This window comes from Umezawaea sp. (assembly GCF_036375055.1).
GTDB lineage: Bacteria > Actinomycetota > Actinomycetes > Mycobacteriales > Pseudonocardiaceae > Umezawaea.
In genome coordinates this window covers 21,806-42,319 of record NZ_DASUSQ010000024.1, presented here as the reverse complement: position 1 = coordinate 42,319, position 20,514 = coordinate 21,806, and the positions used below count along the sequence as shown (strand labels likewise).

Genomic DNA, 20,514 nt, shown 5'->3' with positions numbered 1-20,514 from the left:
TCGATATGTTAACGAGAAATCTCGTCTCGGATCAAGAGTCTCAACAGCTCCAGTACGGCGAAAACCCTTGCCTCAACTGCATATACCTACCAGGGAAGTTAGGTATGTAAATGAGCGATCTCAGCCGTAGGAACGTACTTTCACTCGGCGTCGCGCTGGGTCTGGTCGGGGTGGCGGGCGTTGCCCCGGCCCTGGCCTCCCCGGCGGGGGCCTCAGCGGCCGGTGCCGACCCGTGGTGGGTGTGGGACGACGAGATCGACCGGATCATGGCGACGCTCCTCGACACCGGCCGGGTCCCGGCGGTCAACACCGCGATGCGCCCGTGGGTCGACAACAACGACCCGCTGCCCAGCGGCCTGCCGACCGACCTCGCCACCCACCTCCAGCGGGCGAACACCCTGCCCTCCTGGGCCGACCGCGCCAAGCTGCGCCTCGCCGCCGACTTCAACCGGCGCAAGGACACCTACCTGTTCATGCTGTACGGCCTCGGCAGCGGCATCATGAGCACGGTGATCCCGCGCGAGGCCAAGTCGGTGTACTGGTCCGCGGGCGGAGCCGACATGCAGGACCGCGCGGCCAAGACCTTCACCTTCGGCTACGACCTGAGCGACCTGAACGCGTTCGAACCGAGCGGCCAGTTCGTGGTCACGGCCAACAAGACGCGCCTGGTGCACGCCGCCGTGCGGCACCTGCTCCCCCGGTCGCCGCACTGGTCGGCGGTCGCCGACGAGCAGAACGGCATCCCGATCAGCAACGGCGACATCCTGGTCACCTTCCACAGCCTCGGTACCTTCGTGCACCGCAAGCTGGTCGAGTGGCGCGTCCCGATGACGGCCGCGGAGGAGGACGCCTTCCTGCACATGTGGCAGGTCGCCATCCACCTGCTCGGCGTGCGGGACGAGTTCATCCCCCAGACGTGGGCCGCCGCCGACGCGCAGGCCGCGCAGGTGCTCACCCCGATCCTGGCCCCCTCCTTCGAGGGCCGGGAGCTGGCCGAGGACCTGCTCGGGCTCACCGCGCAGATCGACCTCGGCGTCACCCGCGGGTTCATCAACGAGTTCGTGCGCTACGTGCTCAGCGACGCGATCGGCGACTGGCTCGGCCTGCGCCGCGACCTCGCGGCGGCGGCGCTGGTCCGCACCGGGTGGCCCGCCTACATCGCGTTCCGCGAGGGGCTGATCCCCGTCGTGCCCGTCGGGTTCTACGTGTTCGACCAGTTCATCCGCGCGCTGGCGATGCTGTTCCTCAACAAGGTCTCCTCGCCGACGACCACCCTCATCACCATCCCCACGGGCAACCGCCCCTGACCCGCCGCGGTCACGTCAGCCCCCAGAACGACAGCCCACCCACCACCGACCCCAGCACCACGCCGCCGACGACCTGCGCGACCGTGTGGTGCCCCAACGCCACCCGCGACCAGCCGACCAGCACGACGGCGGGCGCGAACACCAGTGCCCACGCCCCGAACACCACCACCGCCACGGCCACCGCTCCCGAGGAGACAGCGGCGTGCACCGACACCTTCCACCCCCACCCGCCCGGCACCGGTGCGGCGAACGTGACCGCGACACCGACCACGGCGCTGAGCAGCATCGACTGCACCAGCGCCACGACCCGGTCCGGCGCGTCGCCGAGCACGAGCGCGGCGACGCACGCGCACAGCGACAGCACGCACGTCAGCAGGGGGACCAGGCGGCCTTCCCGGTCGGTCACGTGGTGGCCGTGCCACCGGCCGCGCCGCGCCCCCAGCACCACCACGACCATCGGCAGCAGGGAGCCGGTGACGCCGATCACCAGACCCCACACCACGGACGGCACCACGCTGCGGGTCGCGTGCCACGCCACCAGACCCGGCAGGCTGAACACCAGGACCCACGGCGCGAACACTTCCGTCACGACGCGGGCGAGCAGCGGTGGCGTGGGGGTGGCCATGGCGGGAGCGTAGGTCGCGGCGGTGCCGGACGTGGCGGTGCCGGCCAGTGATCACCGGTTGGTGTGACGCGCTGCCCGGCGGCCGGTCGTTCGGGCGGAGCTGATTCGTCACACGGGTTTGTCGAGCACGAGCGCCGTGTAGCGGCACGGCTCGACCAGCGCGGCCACGTGCGCGTCCAGGACCCTGACCAGGTGCGCCCAGTCCGCAGTGGACAGACCGGCCAACGCGGGGCGGAACCGGACCACCGCCCGGCGCCCGGCCCGCGTGGACAGCACCCGCCGCAGCACCGGCACCGCACGGCCGTAGTGGGCCAGCGCGTGCGGCGTCCAGTCGTGCGCCGCGCGCACGGCGAACCCGACGTCGGCCGCGGTGGTGAGGTAGCGGTCGAGCGGTTCGAACTCCTCGAAGTGCCACGTGCCGCGGACGAGCCCGTCCGGGTCGAGCGCGGTGATCGTCGTGGGATCGGGGTCCCGCCACGTGAAGTCGACCAGCACGAGCCTGCCCCCCGGACGCAGCAGCCGGTGGGTCTCGGCCAGGAACGCGCGCCGACCGGCCGCCCCGAAGTGGAACGCGGCTTCCAGGCAGTGGACGCGGTCGACCGCCCCGTCGGACAGCTCGACCCCACCCGCGACGGCCGGGGGCGCGGTGACGTCCACGACGGCGAACCGGGCGCCGGGCACGTGCCCGAACCGCGTCCTGGCCTCGGCGACCTGCTCGGGCTGGACGTCCACGCCGAGCGCCCGGCAGCCCTGCCGCGCCAGCCGCGCCGTGGTGTACCCGCGCCCGCAGCACGCGTCCAGCACGACCTCACCCGGCCGCGCGTCGAGCAGCGCTAGCGAGCGGCGGACCAGCCTGCGCTGGAACCACCCCAGGCCGCCCAGCGCGAGCGGCAGCGTCGGCCAGGTCAGGTGGCCGACGTTGACCAGGTCACCCCACCCGGCCTGCTCCAGCACCCGGAAGAGCACGCTGTTGTCGTTGTAGGAGTCGGCGATGCCGTCCGTGCTCACAGGTCTTCCCTCCGCGTGGTCGCTGCGTCCGAGTGTGCGGCACCCGGCAGGCCCCCACACGACCGCGCCACTAAGCTGGGCGGCCGGTGGGTGTTCAACAGCGCAGCATCCCGGTTCCACCCGTTGCCCCGCCGAGCGCCGATCGGCGGGCCGCACCGCCGAGGAGTGCGTTGATGACCACCAAACCGGATGTCTCGGTGCCGGAGTTGGCCTCCGAGCTGGCGGAGATGACCAGGCTGGTCGAGGACGAGGACCACGAGGCGGTCGCGCGCCGGTTCACCGACCACCTGGTCGCCAGCGTGGCGGGCTGCGACCTGGCGTTCCTGGCGGTCAGCAGCGACGACGGCTTCGAGGTCGCCGTCAGCACGGGCCAGGCGCCGCTCACCGTCGCGACCGACGAGAACCCGATCCACGAGGTGCTCCGCTACGGCGAGCCGCGCCGACTGGACGACACCGCCGAGGACCAGCGGTGGCCGCGGTTCTCCTCGGGGCTGGCGGCGCACGGCCACCGCGGCTGCCTGGTGCTCCCCCTGCCCACCGAACGCGCGCCCGCGGCGGCGGTGACCCTGCTGTCCCGCGAACCGCGCCGGTTCACCGAGCACTCCTACGACGTCATCATGCTGATCGCCCTGCACGCCGGGGTCGCCCTCGACAACATCGAGGTGCTGCACCGCAGCGGGCGGATGGTGCGGCACCTGACGACGGCGCTCAGCACCCGCCACACCATCGGTCTGGCGCAGGGCCTGCTGATGCGCCACTTCTCCTGCGACACCGACGGCGGTTTCGCCCTGCTGCGCACGGCGTCGCAGACGTCCAACCGCAAGCTGCGGGACATCGCGTCCGACCTGGTGGGAGCGCACGAGCAGGGCCGGTTGCGGGAAGCGCTCGACCACCACGGCGTCACGACGGCCTCGGCACCGGCGCGGCTGGAGCGCTAGCCGCGGCGGCGGGCGTGCACGAGGTGCGCGTCCAGCGGCAGCGCGTGCGTCTCGACCACGTCGGCCAGCAGCGCCCGGTAGTGGGAGGCGGTGCGCTCGCGCCCCCCGGTGTTGCACAGCATGTGGACGTCCCACGGAACGGCCAGCGAGTCGACGGCCCCCGATTCCGGGAGCAGGCGTTCGAGCACCAGCAGGTCGGCGTGGGCGGGCACGTCCCGCGCGACCGTGGCCAGGATCGCGCGGCACCGCTCGTCGTCCCAGTCGTGCAGCACGCGGGACAGCAGGTAGACGTCACCGGTGCCGGGAACGGACTCGGTGAAGTCGCCGGGCACCAGGGTGACGCGGTCGGCGACGTCGGCCAGTCGCGTCCGCGCCGCGGCCAGCGCGTGCGGGCGGTCCATCAGGACGCCGTGCAGCGCGGGGTTGGCGCACAGGACCCGGTGCAGCAGTTCACCGTTGCCGCCCGCCACGTCGACGACCGTGCGCGCTCCGGAGAAGTCGAAGACCCCGGTGACGCCCTCGAACATGGCGTCGCCCGCGGCCATCGACCGGTGGAACAGCTCGGCGAGGTCCGGGTCGGCCGCCATGTGCTCGAAGTGGTGGGCGCCGAAGACCTTCGCGTAGGACTCGCCGCCGCTGCGGACGGCGTCGGGCAGCGCGGCGAACGAGCGGTAGAACGGGCCGCCGTACATCAGCGCGAGCGGGCGCATCGAGCCCGTGCGGTCGGAGCGCAGCAGCGCGCCGAGTTCGGTGAGGCCGTGGCGGTCTCCCGACGTGTGCACGACGCCGAGCGCCGCGAGGTAGCGCAGCAGCCTGCCAAGGCTGTGCTCGTCGGCCCCGGTGGCGGTGGCGAGGCCCGGCAGGTCGTCGATCGTGGCGAGGTGGTCGGGCAGCCGGAGTTCGGCGGCGGTCGCGATGGCCTGCGTCGCCCACGCCCCGGTCAACAGGTGCAGCAGCGCGGTGCCCGCGCACGACTCGCGCCGGTGGGTGGCGAGCAGGCTCGGGAACCGGCCCGCGCAGACCAGCTCCAGCCTGTGGAACGCCGGGTCGGTGCCGTGCGCGTCGCGGAAGTAGAGGACGGTGGAGTTCTCGTAGCCGTTGTGGCCGCCGCCGTCCGGGCGCATCGCGGTGGCGATGGTCGCGCGCAGTCCGCTCAGCAGCACCGGATCGGGTCGCCGGACGGTCAGCGCGACGTGGTTCTCCCTGCCGTGCTCGCGCTCGTCCTCGGCGATGTGCTCCAGCCCCGGTGGCGTCGCCACCGCGAAGATCTCCAGCTCGCGCGGCAGACCGGTGCGGTCGGCGATCGGGGCGCGCAGGATGCCGACCTCAAGCTCGTGCTGCGGTACGCCGTACCGGCTGCTCAGCCGTTCGCGGACGACCACGCTCGGCGTCATCGCGCCGGTCCGGATCCCCCGCGCGGCCAGCTCGTCGGCCAGTCCCTCCAGGGTGTCCGGGAAGACCAGCAGTGCGACGTGGTCGACGGTGACGTGCCCCGCCAGGGTGGCGCGGTGCTCCTCGTCCAGCGATGGCAGGGCCGCGGCGAGGACCGACGCGGTGTCGTTGGCACCGAGCAGGTCGATCGCCGCGCTGACGCGGACGAGGTCGGCTGTCGCGAGCAGCGGTGGTGTTGTCGTGATCATGGTGGTTCCCCGTTCGATCAGATGCCGGTGTAGTTCTCGGCGAAGAGGTTCTGGTGGGCGCGGGAGTCGCGCAGGCCGTCGAGCCGGGCGCGGCGCAGTGCGTGCTGGAAGGCCGCGTCGGCGGTGCCGGCCGCGGGGGCGTGCAGGAGTTCGATCATCCAGCGCGAGAACTCCTGCGCCCGCCAGATGCGCGGCAGGCAGGTGCGCGAGTACGCGGCGAGCGCGGCGTGGTCGTCGCGGACCAGGGCGTCGACGAGCGCGCGGGCCAGCAGTTCGGCTTCCATGATCGCCAGGTTGGCGCCCTTGGCAGCCGCCGGGCTGATCGCGCCCGCCGCGTCGCCGACGAGGAACATCCGGCCGTGCTGGAGGGGGTCGACGACCTCGGAGCGCAGGTGCACGATCCGGCGTTCGGTGATCCTGCCGCGGCGCAGCGGGCCGAACTCGGCGGTCCGCATCCGGGTGTCCAGTGCGGCCCAGACCCGGTCGTCCGTCCAGGCCAGGGGATCGTCGTCGGGCGGTACCTGGAGGTAGTAGCGCGTCACCTCGGGGCTGCGCGCCATGTGGCCGGCGAACCCGTCGTCGTGGACGGCGTAGGTGACCGCCGCCATGCTCTGCGGGGCCTCGGCGAGCACCGCGAGCCAGGCCACCCCGTGGTCCTGGCGGTACCGGGCCGCCGCCGCGGGCACGGCCCGCCGCGTCACGCCGTTGCCGCCGTCGCCCCCGGCGAGGAACCGGCCGCTCAGCCGGCCGGTGCCGGTCGCGTCGCGGTAGGCGATCGTGGCCGTCCGCGCGTCCACGGCGGTGGCGGTGACGCCGAACCTCAGCTCGCCGCCCCGGTCGAGGTACTCCGCGATCAGGTCGGTGACGAGGTCCTGCTGCGGGTACACCGTGTGCGACTCGCCGCGGCCCAGCCGGGCGTAGTCCAGCTCGAACTCGCCGTTCCCGTCGCGGAACGCGCACGTTCCGTGCGACCGTCCTCCGTGGAGCATCCCGGCACCGAGCCCGTGCTCCGCCAGCACCCTGGCGCTGTGCGGGCCGAGGAACCCCGCTCTCGCCCTGGCGCGCACCCGTTCCGCCTCGGCCCGCTCGACGACGAGGGTCTCGATCCCCTCCGCCCGCAGCAGGTTGCCCAGCACCAGCCCCGCCGGCCCCGCGCCCACGATGAGCACGGCTGTGTGGTCGACCACGCCTTCCGGTCCCTTCTCCGCTCCCGAACGCCGCCGCGGCGGGTCCCTGTGCGGCAGCACTGGACCTCACCGGCCGACGCGCGTGCCAGCCGGCTCGCCGCCGCCGAGAAGATGATCACTCCATCGTGTGCGGCCGTCTCGCTCGCGCCTGCCGGCGGGGGTGGCACCCGCGACCGGCGGGTCGGTACGATCCTCGCCGCGAACGGGACCGGGGGGACTGCCGATGATCACGGAGCCGACGCTCGTCCGGATCGGCGAGGCGGCGCAGCTCGGCCACGGGGGTGACCGGGACGCCGCTCGGCTGGCGTTCGCGCGGCTCTGGGAGGAGATCGGCGGCGAGCGGGGTGATCCCCTGCACGTCTGCACGCTCGCGCACTCGATGGCCGACGTGCAGGACGACGTGCGCGAGGAGCTGGTCTGGGACCTGCGGGCGTTGGCGGCCGTCGCCCTGCTGACCGACGAGCGGGTGGCGGAAGCCGGGGTGCCGCTCACGGTCGCGGGCCTGTACCCGTCGCTGCACCTGAACCTGAGCGAGTGCTACCGCAAGCTGGGCGACCTCGACCGCGCCCGCGAGCACCTCGACGAGGCGCGGGCCACGATCGACGCCCTCGGTGACGACGAGTACGGGCGGTTGATCAAGGACGGCCTGCGGAAGGTGGCCGAGGGGCTGCGCTGACCCCACCACGAGGGTCCGCGCGCCGCGGCCGTGCTCAGCGCGGTTCGCCCCGCACGGGCCTGCCGGGGAACGCGGTCGGGTCGAGCACCCCGTCGCGCACCACCGGGGTGCCACCGACCAGGAGGTGCCGCACGCCGGTCGAGGGGCGCACCGAGTCGAAGTAGGTGGCGTTGTCGGTGATCGACCGCGGGTCCAGCACGACGACGTCGGCGTCCGCGCCGGGCGAGAGCCTGCCCTTCGCGCGCATCGCGGGGGCCACGTCGTCCAGGACGCGCGCGGGGAGGTAGGAGCACCTCCGGAACGCCTCCGACCACGTCCACGTCGCCGTCTCGCGGACCATGAGCCGCAACGACTTGGCGAACGTCCCCGCCGTCCTCGGGTGGGTGCTCCCGCCCGCGGGGAGGGGCCACCGGAGGCTCTCGCTGGTCCCGTCGGGCCACACCACCGGCATGGCGTCGCTGGCGACGATCGAGTCCGGGAACGCCAGCGAGTGCAGGAGCAGCTCCCGGTCGACGGCCTTGTCCTCGTCGAGGTACGCCAGGACGCAGGCCGCGCCGGGGTCGGTGGCGCGCAGCTCCCGGAGCCTCGCCTCGTCGGCGACGCGCTCACCGGTCCGCAGGATCGTGATGTCGCGCGGGGTCATGCCCCAGCGGGCGAGCCGCTCCGGTTCGAGGAAGTACGCGCCGACGCCGGTGCTGCCCGCGCCGTAGGGGTAGGCCTCCACCGTGACCCGCGAGCCCGCGGCGCGAGCCCCGTCCAGGGTGGCCAGCACCCGGTCGACGTGCCGCCGGGAGGTGCTGTTCACGTGGCAGTGGTGCATGGCGGCCCCCGTCTCGGCCGCCACGACCGCGATCTCCTCGCTGCCGTCGACCGGGGTCGACGGGTCCGCCTCCACGATCTCCCGCACGTGCGTGAAGGTGGGCACGCCCGCGCGGGCGGCCAGGCGGGCCACCGCGACGAACTCGGCCGGGTCCGAGTGCGGCGCGTACCCCATCAGCACGCCGATGCCCAGCGCGCCGTCGGCCAGTTCCCCCTCCAGCACGCCCAGCCACCGGTCGAGCTGCTCGGGCGTGGAGGTCGCCTGCCAGGCGGGCACACCGAGGACGGACAGCATCCCGCCGCGGCTCGCGTCGGGCTCGACCCCGGCCAGGACCCTGGCCCGCGCACCGGTCCAGGACGCCGAGAAGCCGTGGTTCAGGGGACGCCCGTCGGCCGCCGCGTCGGCGTACGCGCGCCGCAGCGGCATGAGACCGGCCTCCAGGTCGAGCGCGGTCGTGACGCCGTCCATCGCCTGGAGCCGGTGCCCGGCCACGGAGTGCACGTGGCTGTGCAGGTCGACGAAGCCCGGCCCGACCACGAGCCCCTCCGCGTCGATCTCGGTCGCGCCCTCCACCGGGCCGAGGTCGGCGGTGACCGCCTCGACGCGGCCGTCGCGGACGTGCACGTCCGCGACGGCGTCGTGACCGGAGGCGGGGTCCACGACCCGGCCGCGACGGAAGACGATGTCAGTCATGTGCCTGTGCCTTTCGCCGGCGCGGCCGGGGGGGACCCGGTGTTCGGAATGTACTTCGGGATCGCGGATCACGTGCCGCCGGGACCCCGTGGCGACGGCGCGAGAACCGGCTGACGAGTTTTCACACCCTATTTTCCGTCGAATTACCCGGAGAGCACCAATGCGCCGCGTCCGCCCCGATCTCATCGCATCATTCGAGACGGGCTGATCGCCGAAACCTCTATTCGGAATCCCCTGAGCTGCACGGACGCACTACCGACGAATTGAACCAGGAGAAGTTGTCCGGCGTGATCCATATCACTCGAAAGCATCCGAACCGGGTTCTCGAACATCTTCTCCCGCACAGGTTCGATCACGACGCTCAAAGGGGATGTGCCATGCGCAGCACGATGGTTGTCAGGGGTTCCGCCGCGATCGTGGCCGTGGCGGCCGTCGCCGCCGTGTCGGCCTGCTCCACGGGTGCGTCGAGCGGTGGCGGCCGGACCCACGGGCCGAGCGCCACCTCCTCCACCCCCACCAGCGGCGCCAAGGCGCTCACCGGCGGCACCGCCGGGTCCACCTCGGCGCAGGACTGCCGGCAGGTCACCGTGACGGTCGGGGAGCCGCTGCCGTCGGACAGGACGCAGTCGAGGGTGGCGCTGACGATGGTGAACTCCGGGGCGACCGACTGCGTCCTGCGCGGCTTCCCCGGCGTGCGGCTGGGCGGTGCCGACGGCAGGACGTGGGACCTCAGCCGCACCGACGACCCGGTGGTGCCGCTGACGCTGGCGCCCGGCACGGCGGCGACCAGCTACCTCACGTACCTGCCCACGACCGACGCGTCCGGCTGGGAGGTCTCCTCGCTGCAGGTCACGCCGCCGAACACGACCGACACGCAGGCCTTCGTGTGGACGCTCGGCAACGTGGTGCTCCAGGACGGCGCGACGCACCCCGGCACCTACGTCGGTGCCGCCGTCGCCCAGGCGGGCTGAGCCCCGCGACGACAGCGGGCCGGGCGGTCGGCAGGGGTCGGGGGTGGCACGGTGCTCAGGGCGTGAGCGCCGTCATCCTCAGCAGCTCCAGCGCGTCGGCCTCCGGCGAGTGGGCCTCCGCGTGGAAGACGACCACGTGCGGACCCGCGCTCCCGCTGACGCCCAGCCGTTCGCGGTTGAGCTTCATCCGGCCGACCCCAGGGTGGTCGATCACGTACCACGCACCGCGCTGCACGCTGACGTCGTGCCTGTTCCACAGTTCGCGGAAGCGGGCGCTGGCCAGGGTCAGCTCCCCGACCAGCTCGATGGGGCGCGGGTCGTCGGTGTCCGACCCGATGGCCCGCCGGAGGCTGGAGACGTAGCAGTCGGTGGTGCCCTCCCAGTCCGGGTAGAGCGCCCGCTCCTCCGGGTCGAGGAACACGTCGAGCAGCTGGTTCCCGCCCACCCGCAGGCGCGGTGAGAGCGCGACGGCCACGGGGTTCGAGGCCAGGACGTCGAAGTAGCGGCCCTCGACGAACGCCGGGTGCGGCAGGCTCGCCACGAGGGCGGCGACACCGGGCGGCACGGTCTCCACGACCGGCTCGCGGCGCGTGCGCCGGGGTTTGTCGGAGGCCAGGCCCAGCAGGTGGGCCAGTTCCTCGTCACCGAGCTGGAGCACGCGGGCGAGGGACTCCAGGACCTGCACGGAGGGGTTGCGGTCCCGTCCGCGCTCCAGCCCGAGGTAGTAGTCGGCGCTGATGCCCGCGAGCATCGCGACCTCCTCGCGCCGCAGCCCCGGCACCCGCCGCCTACCGCCTCCGGGGATGCCCACCCGCTCGGGCGTGACCAGCCCGCGGCGCGCGGTCAGGTACTCCCCCAGCTGGTTCCGCCTGTCGCTCACACCACCGATTGTGCCCGCGTGGAGCCGATCCCGAGGGGGTGCTGCCACAACCGGGGAACGCGGGCACCCTGGCTGGATCCGCTCCCGGCGCGGTTACTGGAGGGGGAAGCCGCACGAGAGGAAACCTCCATGAGCAAGCGCGTGAACCGGCGGATCGTCCTGGCGGCCCGGCCGCAGGGAGACCCGAGGCCGGGTGACTTCGAGGTCGTCGAGCGGCCGGTGCCGGTACCGGCGCGGGGGCAGGTGCTGCTGCGCAACGTCCTGGTGTCCCTCGACCCCTACAACCGGATCATCATGGGCAACGCCAACAGCGACCAGCCCGCGCTGGACATCGGCGACCTGGTGTTCGGCTTCACGATCGCGGTCGTCGAGGCGAGCGAGCACCCCGCGTTCGCGGTGGGCGACCACGTCGCGAGCACGTCAGGGTGGCAGGAGTACGCGGTGTCCGACGGCTCCGACCTCAGGCCGGTCGACCCCCGGTCGGCGCCGCTGACCGCGAACCTCGGCATCCTGGGCATGACGGGCCTCACGGCCTGGGTCGGGCTGACCAGGATCGTCACGCCGAAGCCGGGAGGGACGCTCGTCGTCACCGCCGCGGCGGGTGCCGTCGGCTCGGCCGCCACCCAGATCGGGAAGCTCAGGGGTCTCCGGGTCGTGGGCGTGGCGGGCGGGCCGGAGAAGTCGCGCCACCTCCTGGAGGACCTGGGTGTGGACGCCGCCGTCGACCACCGGGCACCGGACTTCCCCGAGCAGCTGGCCCGCGCCGTGCCCGACGGGATCGACACGGTCTACGAGAACGTGGGCGCGCCCATGGTGGCGGCGCTGCTGCCGCACCTGAACCCCGGCGCCCGGCTCGCGGTGGGCGGCGTCATGGCGCAGATCACCCGGACGGGCGGGTTCGAGGGGCCGGACCGCCTGCCGGACCTGATGCGGGCCGTGCTGTACAAGGACCTCACCGTCCGCGGCTTCTCGGTGCCCGACCACGTCGACGCCTACCCGGAGTTCCTCGCCGAGGTGGCCCCGGCGGTCGCGTCCGGCGAGGCCCGCTACGCCGAGCACGTCGTCGAGGGGCTGGAGACCATCCCGTTCGCGTTCCAGGACATGTTCCACGGCCGCGTGACGGGGAAGATGATCGCGCGGATCGGGTAGGCGCCGACGTCGGGTGACCACCGCGCCGGTGCGGGCTCACGCGGTCGGCTTGGTGAACCACCCGGCGCAGGTGAGCAGGAAGCCCATCACGGCCAGCGCGCCGAAGAGGACGCGGGCCAGGACCACCCCGGTCGGCGAGAGCAGGGTGGCCTGGGCGCCCGACTCGACCGCCGCCGGGGCGACGATCAGCAGGAACCCCCGCAGGGCGACGAACCAGCCGAACAGCGACACGGTGACCGCGAGCGGTCCGCGCCAGCTGCGGTGGCCGCCGATGACGACCAGGCCCGCGCCGAGCATGAGGGCGCCGAGCAGCAGCACCAGGGCGGGCTGGGCGAACAGGTCGTCGACGATGTCCAGCCCTCCGGGGAGGCGGATCGCGTAGACGGTGGTGAAGGTCGCGACGTAGGGGCCGATGACGCGGGCGAAGGCCCTGCTTCGCTCCTGCGCTTCGACGGTGGCTGCGGGCACGGCGTTTCTCCTCGTCCTCGGGTGTTCGGGGGGCTACCGGTCGCCCGTGACCGGCGGGCGCCGGTCCGCGTCGGGCCGGTAGCCGAGCTGGTGGAGCACGGCGCGCAGGTACCCCTCGACCTCGTCCGCCGTGCTGGTGTCCGGCCGGACGGCCAGGTGCTGCCACACCGCACCGGTGAGCACGTCCAGCAGGACGTCCGGATCGCTGTCGGCGGGGAGCTGCCCCCGGTCGCGGGCGCGGGCGAGCGCGGCACGACGGGCGTCGTCGCGGTGGCGGCCGAACCGGTCCTGGTAGGCGCGGGCGAGTTCCGGGTTGTCCTCGATCGCCCCGTAGAGGCGGCGCAGGAGACGGCGCTGCCCCTGGTCGGCGAGGACGAGGCCCCACCCGGCCACCAGCTGCTCGACGTCGCGGATCTCCGGGCTCCGCGAGGGGTTGCCGTAGGCGGCCTCGACCGCGGCGACCAGGAGCCGGGTCTTGTCCGGGAACCGCCGGTAGACCGTGGCTCGGGTGACCCCGGCCCTCCGGGCGACCTGCTCGATGCTGGCCGCCTCCGCGCCGCGCTCGACCAGCAGCTCCAGCGCGGCGTCCAGGATCGCCGCGTCGGCCTCCCTGCTCCGCGGTCTGCCGGGAGCGCGGTCATCGATTCCCATGCCAATTACAATACAGTGCAGACCTGTATCGAAACAAGGAGCTGCCGCACGTCCCTGGCGAACACCACGCGCACCGCGCCGAGCGGGACGAGCGCGATCCCCGGCGGGCACGGGGCGGCGCAGGAGCCGACGACGCTGATCGGCACGCCCGCGAGGCCGGCGCCCGGCACCCGCGAGAGCGTGGTGGTCGCGTTGACGACGCCCGTTGAGTCCCCTGTGGACCGACCCGGTCGGTTCAGCCGATCCCGAGCCGTCCGGCGAGCCCGGCCACGAAGGCCTCGACCTCCTCGGGCGACCGGTCCGGCAGGCCCCACACCGCCTCCGTGACACCGGCGTCCTCCCAGGACGCGAGCAGTTCGGCGGTCGGCTTCGCGGTGGCCAGCACGTGCACCTCCGGTGAGCCCGCACGACCCGCGGCGGCCCACTCCCCGCGCAGCCGCGCGATCTTCTCCGGCACGTCCCGCTCGGTCGGCGTGGTCATCCAGCCGTCGGCGTTGGCCGCGATCCACGCCAGCGTCCTCGGCCCACCGCCCGCGCCGATCACCAGGGGGATGTGCCGCTGCACCGGCTTGGGGTACGCCCAGCAGGCCCCGAAGCTCACGAACTCGCCCGCGTAGGAGGCCTCCTCCTGCGTCCACAGCGCCCGCATCGCCTCGACGTACTCCCGCAGCACCGAGCGCCGCTTCCCCGCGGGCACGTGGTGGTCGGCGAGTTCGTCGGTGTTCCAGCCGAAACCCGCGCCGAGCGTGACCCGGCCGCCCGAGAGGTGGTCCAGCGTCGCGATCGTCTTCGCCAGCGTGATCGGGTCGGACTCCACGGGCAGCGCGACCGCGGTGGCCAGGCGGATGCGGCTCGTCGCGGTCGCGGCGGTCGCCAGGCTGACCCACGGGTCGAGCGTGCGCGAGTAGCGGTCGTCGGGCAGCGTCCGGTCGCCGGTTCCGGGGTGGACGGCCTCCCGCCTGACCGGGATGTGCGTGTGCTCCGGCACGGAGAAGCTGTCGAACCCCGCGGCCTCGGCCGCTCTCGCCGCGGCGCTCGGCGTGATCCCGCGGTCGCTGGTGAACAGGACGATGCCGTGCCGCATGGGGTGCCCCGCCTCTCGCGCTGTCGGCCCACCGGTGGTCGGCCGTCCGGGCGACGCCCTCAAACTAGAACACGTTCTCGTTTCGGTCAACGGCCGTCGACTACGCCGCGAGGATGACGGAACCCCGACGTCATCCCGACGCGGTACCGGAAATGCCCCGGCCGACCGACGCGGCGGACCCGCGGGCGCGCCTAGCGTTCGCGGCGCCCGACCGAACCGATCCCAGGGGGACCCGAACCGTGTTCCAACGCCTCATCCGGCACGGCGGTGCCGCCGCCGTCGTCGGACTCCTCACCGTCACGACGTCCGCGGCGGCCACGCCCGCGACCGCGCCGCACCTGCCCGAACCGACCGGCCGCCACCCGGTCGGCACGACCTCGCTGCACCTGACGGACACCTCCCGCCCCGACCCCTGGGTCCCCGAGGCCGGGGCGCGGGAGCTGATGGTCAGCCTCTGGTACCCGGCGTCGTCCTCGGCCGGGCCGCGAGCCCGGTACATGACGCCGGAGGAGTCGGAACTCCTGCTGGCGGACGGCGGGATCACCGGCGTGCCGCTCGACGTGCTGAGCACGACGCGGACCAACGCCGTCGCCGACGCCCCGCCCGCCGGGCGGTGGCACGGGCTGCCGCTCGTCGTGCTCTCACCCGGCTACACCAAGTCCCGCGCCACGCTCACCTCGCTGGCCGAGGACCTCGCGAGCCACGGCTACGTGGTGGCGGCGGTCGACCACACGTACGAGAGCGTCGGCACGAGCTTCCCCGACGGGCGGGTCACCACGTGCGCGTCCTGCGAGGTCCCGCACGACCCGGCGTTCTGGGACGCGCTGGGGGCGGGCCGGGCGGCCGACGTCTCGTTCGTGCTCGACGAGCTGACCGGTCCGGACCCGGCGTGGCGGGGTGCCCGGCTGATCGACCCGTCCCGGATCGCGATGGCGGGCCACTCCGCGGGAGGCGCGAGCACCATCACCGCCCTGCTGGCCGACCCTCGGCTGCGGGCCGGGATCGACGTCGACGGCACCACCCAGACCGCGATCCCGGACAGCGGCCTGCCGCGGCCGTTCCTCTTCCTGGGCAGGGAGGCGCAGTACACCCCCGGCACCGGCGGCGCCGCCGCGAGCTGGGAGCGCGACTGGCAGCACCTGACCGGGTGGAAGCGCTGGCTCGTCGTGACGGGTGCCGTGCACGCCTCGTTCACCGACGTCGGCCTGCTGGCCGAACAGCTCGGCCTCGACACCGGCGCCGCACTGCCCGCGACCCGCGTCTCGGCGATCACGAGGGCCTACACCGGGGCCTTCTTCGACGAGCACCTGCGCGGCGAGCCGCGACGCCTGCTGAACGGACCCTCGTCCCGCTACCCGGAGCTGAAGTTCTGCTCCGTGGCACCCGCGACCTGCGAGTAGGAGGCGCCTGCTCGGGACGGCCGGGGACGTCCTGAGCAGGCGCTCGACCTCACCGGGCGCCCAGGTGCTCCCCGCGGCCGTCGGCGGCGGCGCGACGGAGGTCCGCCAGTTGGTCCTCGGTGGCCCTGGTGAACCGCTCCACTTCCCCGGCACCGCCGAGCTGGACGATCGATCCGAGCCACAGCTCGGCTCGCTGGCCGTCGCGGACGGTCTCCCAGCACCAGGTGCGGTAGCCGAAGGACGCCATCAACGTCGCGTCCCAGTCGCACTGGGTGCAGGCGTTGAACCCCAGCCACGGGTCGTAGCTCGCGAAGTAGACCGGGGTGGCGCTCGGCAGGTTGAAACCGTCGCAGCCCGCCGGGGTGGCCATCGGGGCGGGAGGTGCCACTTCCGGTGCCACGGCTGACGTCGTCGCTGTTCCGGCGGACGCCGCGGGCACGGTGACGAGCACCGTCGAGCCCAGGGCGAACAGCGTCGCCACCGCGACCAGTGCCGTTCTGATTGCCTTCACCTCATCCTCTTTTCGCGCGTGGGGTTCACCCGTTCGACCAGCTCTCGCCGGTGTCCGGGTCCGCCGCGTCCGAGCGGCCGTGACAACACCCTCGCGGCCGTGGATCCAGCACCCGCCCAATCCGCGCAGAATCGCGGAGCCCGCGCCCAGGGGGTCGGGTCCGCGGTGGCGACCGGCCGGTGGTCCGGTCCCCGGACGCGACGGCGAGGACCAACGCCGTGACCGCGGGACCTGTTGGGCGGCACCGGCTCGAAGATCGCTATCTTGGCGCCGTGAACGATGAGGTGGGGTCGCGTCCACGCGGCGGCACGAGCGGTGGGTGTTCCGGCGCATGACGGCTCCGCAGCCCCTGGTGCGGCGGACCGAGCGGTGGTTCGTCCAGCAGGGCGCGCCGACGATGATCGAGGGCTACGGGTTCTTCTCGCACGTGCTGCTGAGGATGTTGCCGACGCTCGCGTTCGTCGCCGTGGCCAGCCTCGTGTGGCTGGTGCCCCTCGGTGCCGCGGGCTACGGGCGGTGGGTGCTGCTCGGGGTGATCCTGGCCAGCACGGTCGCCGTGTCGGCCGTGCTGTCGCTGTTCGTGCGGCGGATGCCCGTCTTCACCCGCAACCGCACGATCGCGGTCCTCGTCGGCTACGCCCTGGTGCCCGTGGTGGTGCCGGTCCTCCAGGAGGCCATCGAGGACACCCCGGACAGCGATCCGGTGCAGCTCGCCCTCTTCTTCGCCGGGATGTTCGCCGCGACGGGGCTCGGCGCGACCTACGGGCTCGTGCCGCTGCTGAAGGCCGCCGTGCGCCACACGGTGCAGGACCTGCGCACCAGCGTGAACCTGCTGGGCCGGGCGCTGCCGCCGCTGCTGTTCGTGACGCTGTTCCTCTTCTTCACCGGTGAGCTGTGGCAGGCGATGAACCGGCTCGACTGGCCGCGGCTCAGCCTGATCGTCGCGCTGTTCGTGGCGCTCACGGTGCTCGCCGCGGCGGCCCGCCTGCGCGAGGAGATCGGCCGCGTGGAGCACGACCTGAGCCCCTCGGTGCTGTCGGCCGCGTGCGAGGGCACCCCGCTGGCGGGGGTGTCGCCCACCGAACCGGTGGAGGCCGGGAAGCTGACCGGTCGCCAGCTGCGCAACCTGCTGCTGATGCTCGCCCTGCGCCAGCTCGTCCAGGCCGCGGTGGTCGGGTTCGCGCTGTTCGGGTTCTTCGTGGTGCTCGGCCTGATCGTGGTGCTGCCCGAGACCGCGGAGCAGTGGATCGGCGGACCGGTGGCGTACGCGCGGTGGCTGCCCACCGTTCCCGTGGCGCTGCTGCGCAACGCCACCCTGTTCGCCGGGTTCGGGAGCATGTACTTCGCGGTCATCTCGATGAGCGACGCCGAGCACCGCAAGCAGTTCTTCGCGCCCGTCGTGGAACAGGTGGAACGCACGCTGGCCGTCCGCGCCGTGTACCTGGCCGTGCGGTCGCGCTCGTAGCGCCGGAGGTGGTCAGCCGTCCGGGTGGTACAGCTCCGGCCTGCGGTCGCGCAGCGCGTCGTTGTGCGGACCCAACGACTTGTCCCGCGCCGTGACGGGGTCGAGTGCGGCGGTCAGGACGACGGGGGCGGCGGTCTCGTCCGTCGCCGTGGCGGGACCCGCGAGGAGGTAGCCGGTGTCCGCGCAGATCAAGCTGCCGCCGATCCAGCGCACACCGCGCTCCTCCCCGCAGCGGTCGGCGACGACCACGTGCACCCGGTTCACGCCCGCCGCCGCCTGCGCCTTGACGACCTCGATCGCCCGTTCGCCGTCGGGCCGGGGGTCCAGGGGCCAGTTGGCCGGAACGGCGAGGACGTCGGCCCCGGCCAGGGCCGCCAGCCGGGTCCACTCCGGGAACTCCAGGTCGTAGCAGATCACCACCGCGACCCGGCCGACCGCGGTGTCCACGACGGCCGGTGGCCGGTCGCCCGCCCGGAAGAACTCGGGTTCGCGGCCCCACAGGTGCGCCTTGCGGTAGCGCAGCCGCACGCCGCCGTCCTCGACGAGGACGGCGGCGTTGTAGACCTCTCCGTCGGCGCCCAGCTCCGCGAAGCCGCACACCAGCACGACGCCCAGTTCCCGCGACAGCGCGCGGAGGAGCGCCACGGTCGGCCCGTCGAGGTCCTGCGCGGCGGCCCGCGCCTCGGCGGCGGTGCCGAAGGCGTAGCCGCAGACCGCCAGCTCCGGCAGCACCACCAGACCGGCACCCCGCGCCGCGGCCTCCCGCACCGCCGCGACGAGGTGACCGTGGTCGTTCGAGCCGATCACCGCGGGGATCTGGCAGGTCGCCACTACCACCACGGGTCTCAGTCGTCCTCGGTCGCCGTGACGAGCACCGCGGCGGGCGCCACGTAGCCGTTGGGGTCGACCACCCGGCCCGCTCCACGGGCCGCGTCCACGACCTCCGGCGCCCACTCCAGCACCGCCCGGCCGTCGCCGCCGGTGACGACGAGCAGTTCCCCGTCGCCCTCCAGCAGCGTGATGGACCGCCAGGCGCCCGCGGGCACCGACAGCGAGTCGAGCCTGCCCAGCTCCACGACCACCTCGTCGGCCCCGGAGTTGAGCCGGACCGCCCAGCGGCCCGCCTTCGCCGTGAGCACCTGGGTCTCGTCGTGGCGGTGCCGCAGCACGCCCTCGCCGGGCGTCGCGCGCAGCCACGCCACCGAGAACCCGTGCGGCTCGTGCAGGCGGGGCACGGCCCGGCGGTCCTCGCTCAGCCCGTACCCGATGACGAGGCTCAGCTCGGCGCCACCGCCGGGCAGGCGCGAGCACAGGAACGGTTCGCGCGCCCACGTCCGGTCGGCGGTGTGCGTGACGCGCGTGCGGAACTGCTCGACCGTGAACGCGTCGAGGTCGTCGATCTCCTCCTGGCTGATCGGCGTCACGAGCGCGACGCCCTCCGGCACCTCGTCACCGAGCACGGTGTCGATCAACCGGTTGTCCGCCGTCAGGTGCAGCCCGTGCCCGGCGGCCTCGCGGAGCACCGACGGGCCCCAGATGATGCCGCCGGTGTCGTCGCGACCGAGCACCGTCAGCAGGATCCCCTCGTCGTCGCCGACGTTGGTGAACCCTCGGAAGATCCACGTCGGCACCGAGATGACGTCGCCGTCGACCGACCGGTACTCGCCCTGCGTGCCGTCGGCGCCCCAGCGGAGCTGGTACTCGCCGCCGAAGTTGATGAACACCTCGGCGGTGAAGTGCAGGTGCAGGCTGTTCGTGACGCCGTTGGGCATACCGGCCGCGCCGAGGTTGAACCCGTGCGGCTCGCGCAGGTTCACGAACTGGTCGGCGCTCTGCGAGACGCCGGGGCCGATGAACGAGTAGTTGTCCTTGAGGTCCGAGCCGGGGGTCCGGCAGTCGATGAACGCCGCCTTGCAGGGCACCCAGTCGGACCGCAGGACGGTGCGCCGAGCGACCTCGTCGGGCGGGACAGCGGTGTTGCGCATGGGATCCGTCCTCACGTGTGCTCAGTAGATGTTGGGCTCGGCGAGCGCGCCGTCGCCGCGGGTGCCGTTGATCTGGGCGCGCAGCGCGATCTCGTCGAACACGCGCACCTCGCGCACGATCCGACCGCCCTGCACGAGGAACTGCGAGACGCCGAGCAGGTCGACCGGCGCGCCGGTGGCGGGTCCGAAGGCGGGAGTGCCGTGGTAGGTGCCGTGCATCGTCCACATCACCGCGACGCGCAGGCCCGCGTACCGCTCGGAGTGGTTGGTCTGCACGTCGCGCACGGAGAAGCGCGCGCTCGGGAACGGGGCCACGAGCGAGAGCAGGTCGCGCTGGTAGCCGTCGGCGCGGACGATCGTCTGGTCGCCGATCGTGTGCAGGAACAGGTCCCGCACGGCGAACTCCGGGAGCCTGTGCAGCCGCCGCTGGTTCCAGACCTCCTCGATGAACTCCAGCACCATCTCGCACTCGGGGCGGAAGTCGTCCGGGCGGGGGCCGCTGTCGCCCACCGCGAGCACGTCGGCGGGGGCGGGTTCGAGCATCGAGCCCTGGTACTTGCGGAACGCGAGACGGCGGGCGACCTCGTCGGGGTCCTCGCCGCGCTGGAGGCAGGTGGCCAGTTCGTCGCGCACCACCCACTCCTCGACCATCCGGCCCCTGCGGTAGAGGCAGTTGGCGATCGTGCGCGTGCGGACGCGGACCTGCTTGCCGTTCACCAGGTACGGGTCGCTGGAGAACACCAGGTGCGAGCTGAGGAACGCGTCGTCGCCGCGCGCCTCCCACACCACGTCCTCGGCCTGGCCGATGTGCTGGGGCGAGCCCGCGATCCGCATCAGGCTGCCCTCGATGACCCCGTCGCGGCCCACGACGGTGCCGAGCCCGCCGTGGACGATCGAGTCGGGCTCGTAGTTGTCGACGATGTACGAGACGTCGCGCTGCACCCAGATCCGGTCGGTGACCTCCCGGATGAAGTCGTCCGGGTCCTCGTACGGGCGGTAGGCGACGGGGTCGAGCGGCATGGACTGGTCCTCCCCTTGCGCGGAGCGGGCCACCGT

General features: G+C 73.3%; 20 protein-coding genes. 7 read left to right on the top strand and 13 right to left on the bottom strand.

Going from position 1 to position 20,514, the window contains the following annotated elements:
• Positions 1-110: 110 nt before the first annotated feature.
• Positions 111-1,307: an oxygenase MpaB family protein gene (locus tag VFZ92_RS08055; RefSeq protein WP_330875172.1), complete on the top strand. Its 1,197-nt coding sequence runs from the start codon at positions 111-113 to the stop codon at positions 1,305-1,307.
• A gap of 10 nt (positions 1,308-1,317) precedes the next feature.
• Here VFZ92_RS08055 and VFZ92_RS08050 read toward each other — a convergent pair whose 3' ends face one another.
• Positions 1,318-1,932 carry a hypothetical protein gene (locus tag VFZ92_RS08050; protein ID WP_330875171.1) on the bottom strand — a complete coding sequence of 205 codons (615 nt, stop codon included), beginning with the start codon at positions 1,930-1,932 and terminating at the stop codon, positions 1,318-1,320.
• A 108-nt stretch (positions 1,933-2,040) separates the two neighbouring features.
• The gene (locus VFZ92_RS08045) at positions 2,041-2,940 is read right to left on the bottom strand and encodes an SAM-dependent methyltransferase (RefSeq protein WP_330875170.1); all 900 of its coding nucleotides are present in this window, start codon (positions 2,938-2,940) and stop codon (positions 2,041-2,043) included.
• A 173-nt stretch (positions 2,941-3,113) separates the two neighbouring features.
• On the opposite strand from VFZ92_RS08045, the gene VFZ92_RS08040 reads away from it, so the two are divergent.
• The gene (locus VFZ92_RS08040; RefSeq protein WP_330875169.1) at positions 3,114-3,878 is read left to right on the top strand and encodes a GAF and ANTAR domain-containing protein; all 765 of its coding nucleotides are present in this window, start codon (positions 3,114-3,116) and stop codon (positions 3,876-3,878) included.
• Here the strand turns inward: VFZ92_RS08040 and VFZ92_RS08035 are convergent.
• Positions 3,875-5,518 (bottom strand): methyltransferase, encoded by a 1,644-nt coding sequence (locus tag VFZ92_RS08035; RefSeq protein WP_330875168.1) that lies wholly within the window; start codon positions 5,516-5,518, stop codon positions 3,875-3,877. The genes VFZ92_RS08040 and VFZ92_RS08035 overlap by 4 nt on opposite strands.
• Before the next feature lie 17 nt (positions 5,519-5,535).
• Positions 5,536-6,705, bottom strand: coding sequence for a 4-hydroxybenzoate 3-monooxygenase (locus VFZ92_RS08030; protein WP_330875167.1), 1,170 nt, complete (start codon positions 6,703-6,705; stop codon positions 5,536-5,538).
• A 223-nt stretch (positions 6,706-6,928) separates the two neighbouring features.
• On the opposite strand from VFZ92_RS08030, the gene VFZ92_RS08025 reads away from it, so the two are divergent.
• On the top strand, positions 6,929-7,381 hold the full coding sequence (locus VFZ92_RS08025; RefSeq protein ID WP_330875166.1) for a hypothetical protein: 453 nt from the start codon (positions 6,929-6,931) through the stop codon (positions 7,379-7,381).
• Positions 7,382-7,415: 34 nt separating this feature from the next.
• On the opposite strand, the gene VFZ92_RS08020 is transcribed toward VFZ92_RS08025, so the two are convergent.
• The gene (locus VFZ92_RS08020) at positions 7,416-8,894 is read right to left on the bottom strand and encodes an amidohydrolase family protein (protein ID WP_330875165.1); all 1,479 of its coding nucleotides are present in this window, start codon (positions 8,892-8,894) and stop codon (positions 7,416-7,418) included.
• A gap of 377 nt (positions 8,895-9,271) precedes the next feature.
• Between VFZ92_RS08020 and VFZ92_RS08015 the strand changes: the two genes are divergently transcribed.
• Positions 9,272-9,865 carry a DUF4232 domain-containing protein gene (locus VFZ92_RS08015; RefSeq protein ID WP_330875164.1) on the top strand — a complete coding sequence of 198 codons (594 nt, stop codon included), beginning with the start codon at positions 9,272-9,274 and terminating at the stop codon, positions 9,863-9,865.
• A 55-nt stretch (positions 9,866-9,920) separates the two neighbouring features.
• On the opposite strand, the gene VFZ92_RS08010 is transcribed toward VFZ92_RS08015, so the two are convergent.
• Entirely contained in the window at positions 9,921-10,745 is an 825-nt protein-coding gene (locus VFZ92_RS08010) for a helix-turn-helix transcriptional regulator (protein ID WP_330875163.1), read from the bottom strand.
• A gap of 129 nt (positions 10,746-10,874) precedes the next feature.
• Here VFZ92_RS08010 and VFZ92_RS08005 point away from each other — a divergent pair, with 129 nt between their 5' ends.
• On the top strand, positions 10,875-11,894 hold the full coding sequence (locus VFZ92_RS08005; RefSeq protein WP_330875162.1) for an NADP-dependent oxidoreductase: 1,020 nt from the start codon (positions 10,875-10,877) through the stop codon (positions 11,892-11,894).
• 36 nt (positions 11,895-11,930) lie between these two features.
• Here the strand turns inward: VFZ92_RS08005 and VFZ92_RS08000 are convergent, their stop codons facing one another.
• The 3 genes from VFZ92_RS08000 to VFZ92_RS07990 all read right to left on the bottom strand — a co-directional run bounded on the left by VFZ92_RS08000 (position 11,931) and on the right by VFZ92_RS07990 (position 14,097).
• Positions 11,931-12,362 carry a hypothetical protein gene (locus tag VFZ92_RS08000; protein WP_330875161.1) on the bottom strand — a complete coding sequence of 144 codons (432 nt, stop codon included), beginning with the start codon at positions 12,360-12,362 and terminating at the stop codon, positions 11,931-11,933.
• Between the two features lie 33 nt (positions 12,363-12,395).
• Positions 12,396-13,013: a TetR/AcrR family transcriptional regulator gene (locus VFZ92_RS07995; RefSeq protein WP_330875160.1), complete on the bottom strand. Its 618-nt coding sequence runs from the start codon at positions 13,011-13,013 to the stop codon at positions 12,396-12,398.
• A gap of 235 nt (positions 13,014-13,248) precedes the next feature.
• Complete coding sequence (locus VFZ92_RS07990; protein ID WP_330875159.1) at positions 13,249-14,097, bottom strand: LLM class F420-dependent oxidoreductase; 849 nt, start codon at positions 14,095-14,097, stop codon at positions 13,249-13,251.
• Positions 14,098-14,336: 239 nt separating this feature from the next.
• Here VFZ92_RS07990 and VFZ92_RS07985 point away from each other — a divergent pair, with 239 nt between their 5' ends.
• Positions 14,337-15,497, top strand: coding sequence for an alpha/beta hydrolase (locus tag VFZ92_RS07985; RefSeq protein WP_330875158.1), 1,161 nt, complete (start codon positions 14,337-14,339; stop codon positions 15,495-15,497).
• A gap of 49 nt (positions 15,498-15,546) precedes the next feature.
• On the opposite strand, the gene VFZ92_RS07980 is transcribed toward VFZ92_RS07985, so the two are convergent.
• Complete coding sequence (locus VFZ92_RS07980; RefSeq protein WP_330875157.1) at positions 15,547-16,008, bottom strand: hypothetical protein; 462 nt, start codon at positions 16,006-16,008, stop codon at positions 15,547-15,549.
• A 331-nt stretch (positions 16,009-16,339) separates the two neighbouring features.
• Between VFZ92_RS07980 and VFZ92_RS07975 the strand changes: the two genes are divergently transcribed.
• A complete protein-coding gene (locus tag VFZ92_RS07975) occupies positions 16,340-17,473 on the top strand; it encodes a hypothetical protein (protein WP_330875156.1) in 1,134 nt (377 codons plus the stop codon).
• Positions 17,474-17,485: 12 nt separating this feature from the next.
• Here the strand turns inward: VFZ92_RS07975 and VFZ92_RS07970 are convergent, their stop codons facing one another.
• The 3 genes from VFZ92_RS07970 to VFZ92_RS07960 are packed head-to-tail and all read right to left on the bottom strand — an operon-like array spanning position 17,486 to position 20,478.
• A complete protein-coding gene (locus VFZ92_RS07970) occupies positions 17,486-18,313 on the bottom strand; it encodes a nitrilase-related carbon-nitrogen hydrolase (protein WP_330875155.1) in 828 nt (275 codons plus the stop codon).
• 5 nt (positions 18,314-18,318) lie between these two features.
• Positions 18,319-19,458: a hypothetical protein gene (locus VFZ92_RS07965; protein ID WP_330875154.1), complete on the bottom strand. Its 1,140-nt coding sequence runs from the start codon at positions 19,456-19,458 to the stop codon at positions 18,319-18,321.
• Between the two features lie 21 nt (positions 19,459-19,479).
• Positions 19,480-20,478, bottom strand: coding sequence for an ester cyclase (locus VFZ92_RS07960; RefSeq protein ID WP_330875153.1), 999 nt, complete (start codon positions 20,476-20,478; stop codon positions 19,480-19,482).
• Between the last annotated feature and the right edge of the window lie 36 nt (positions 20,479-20,514).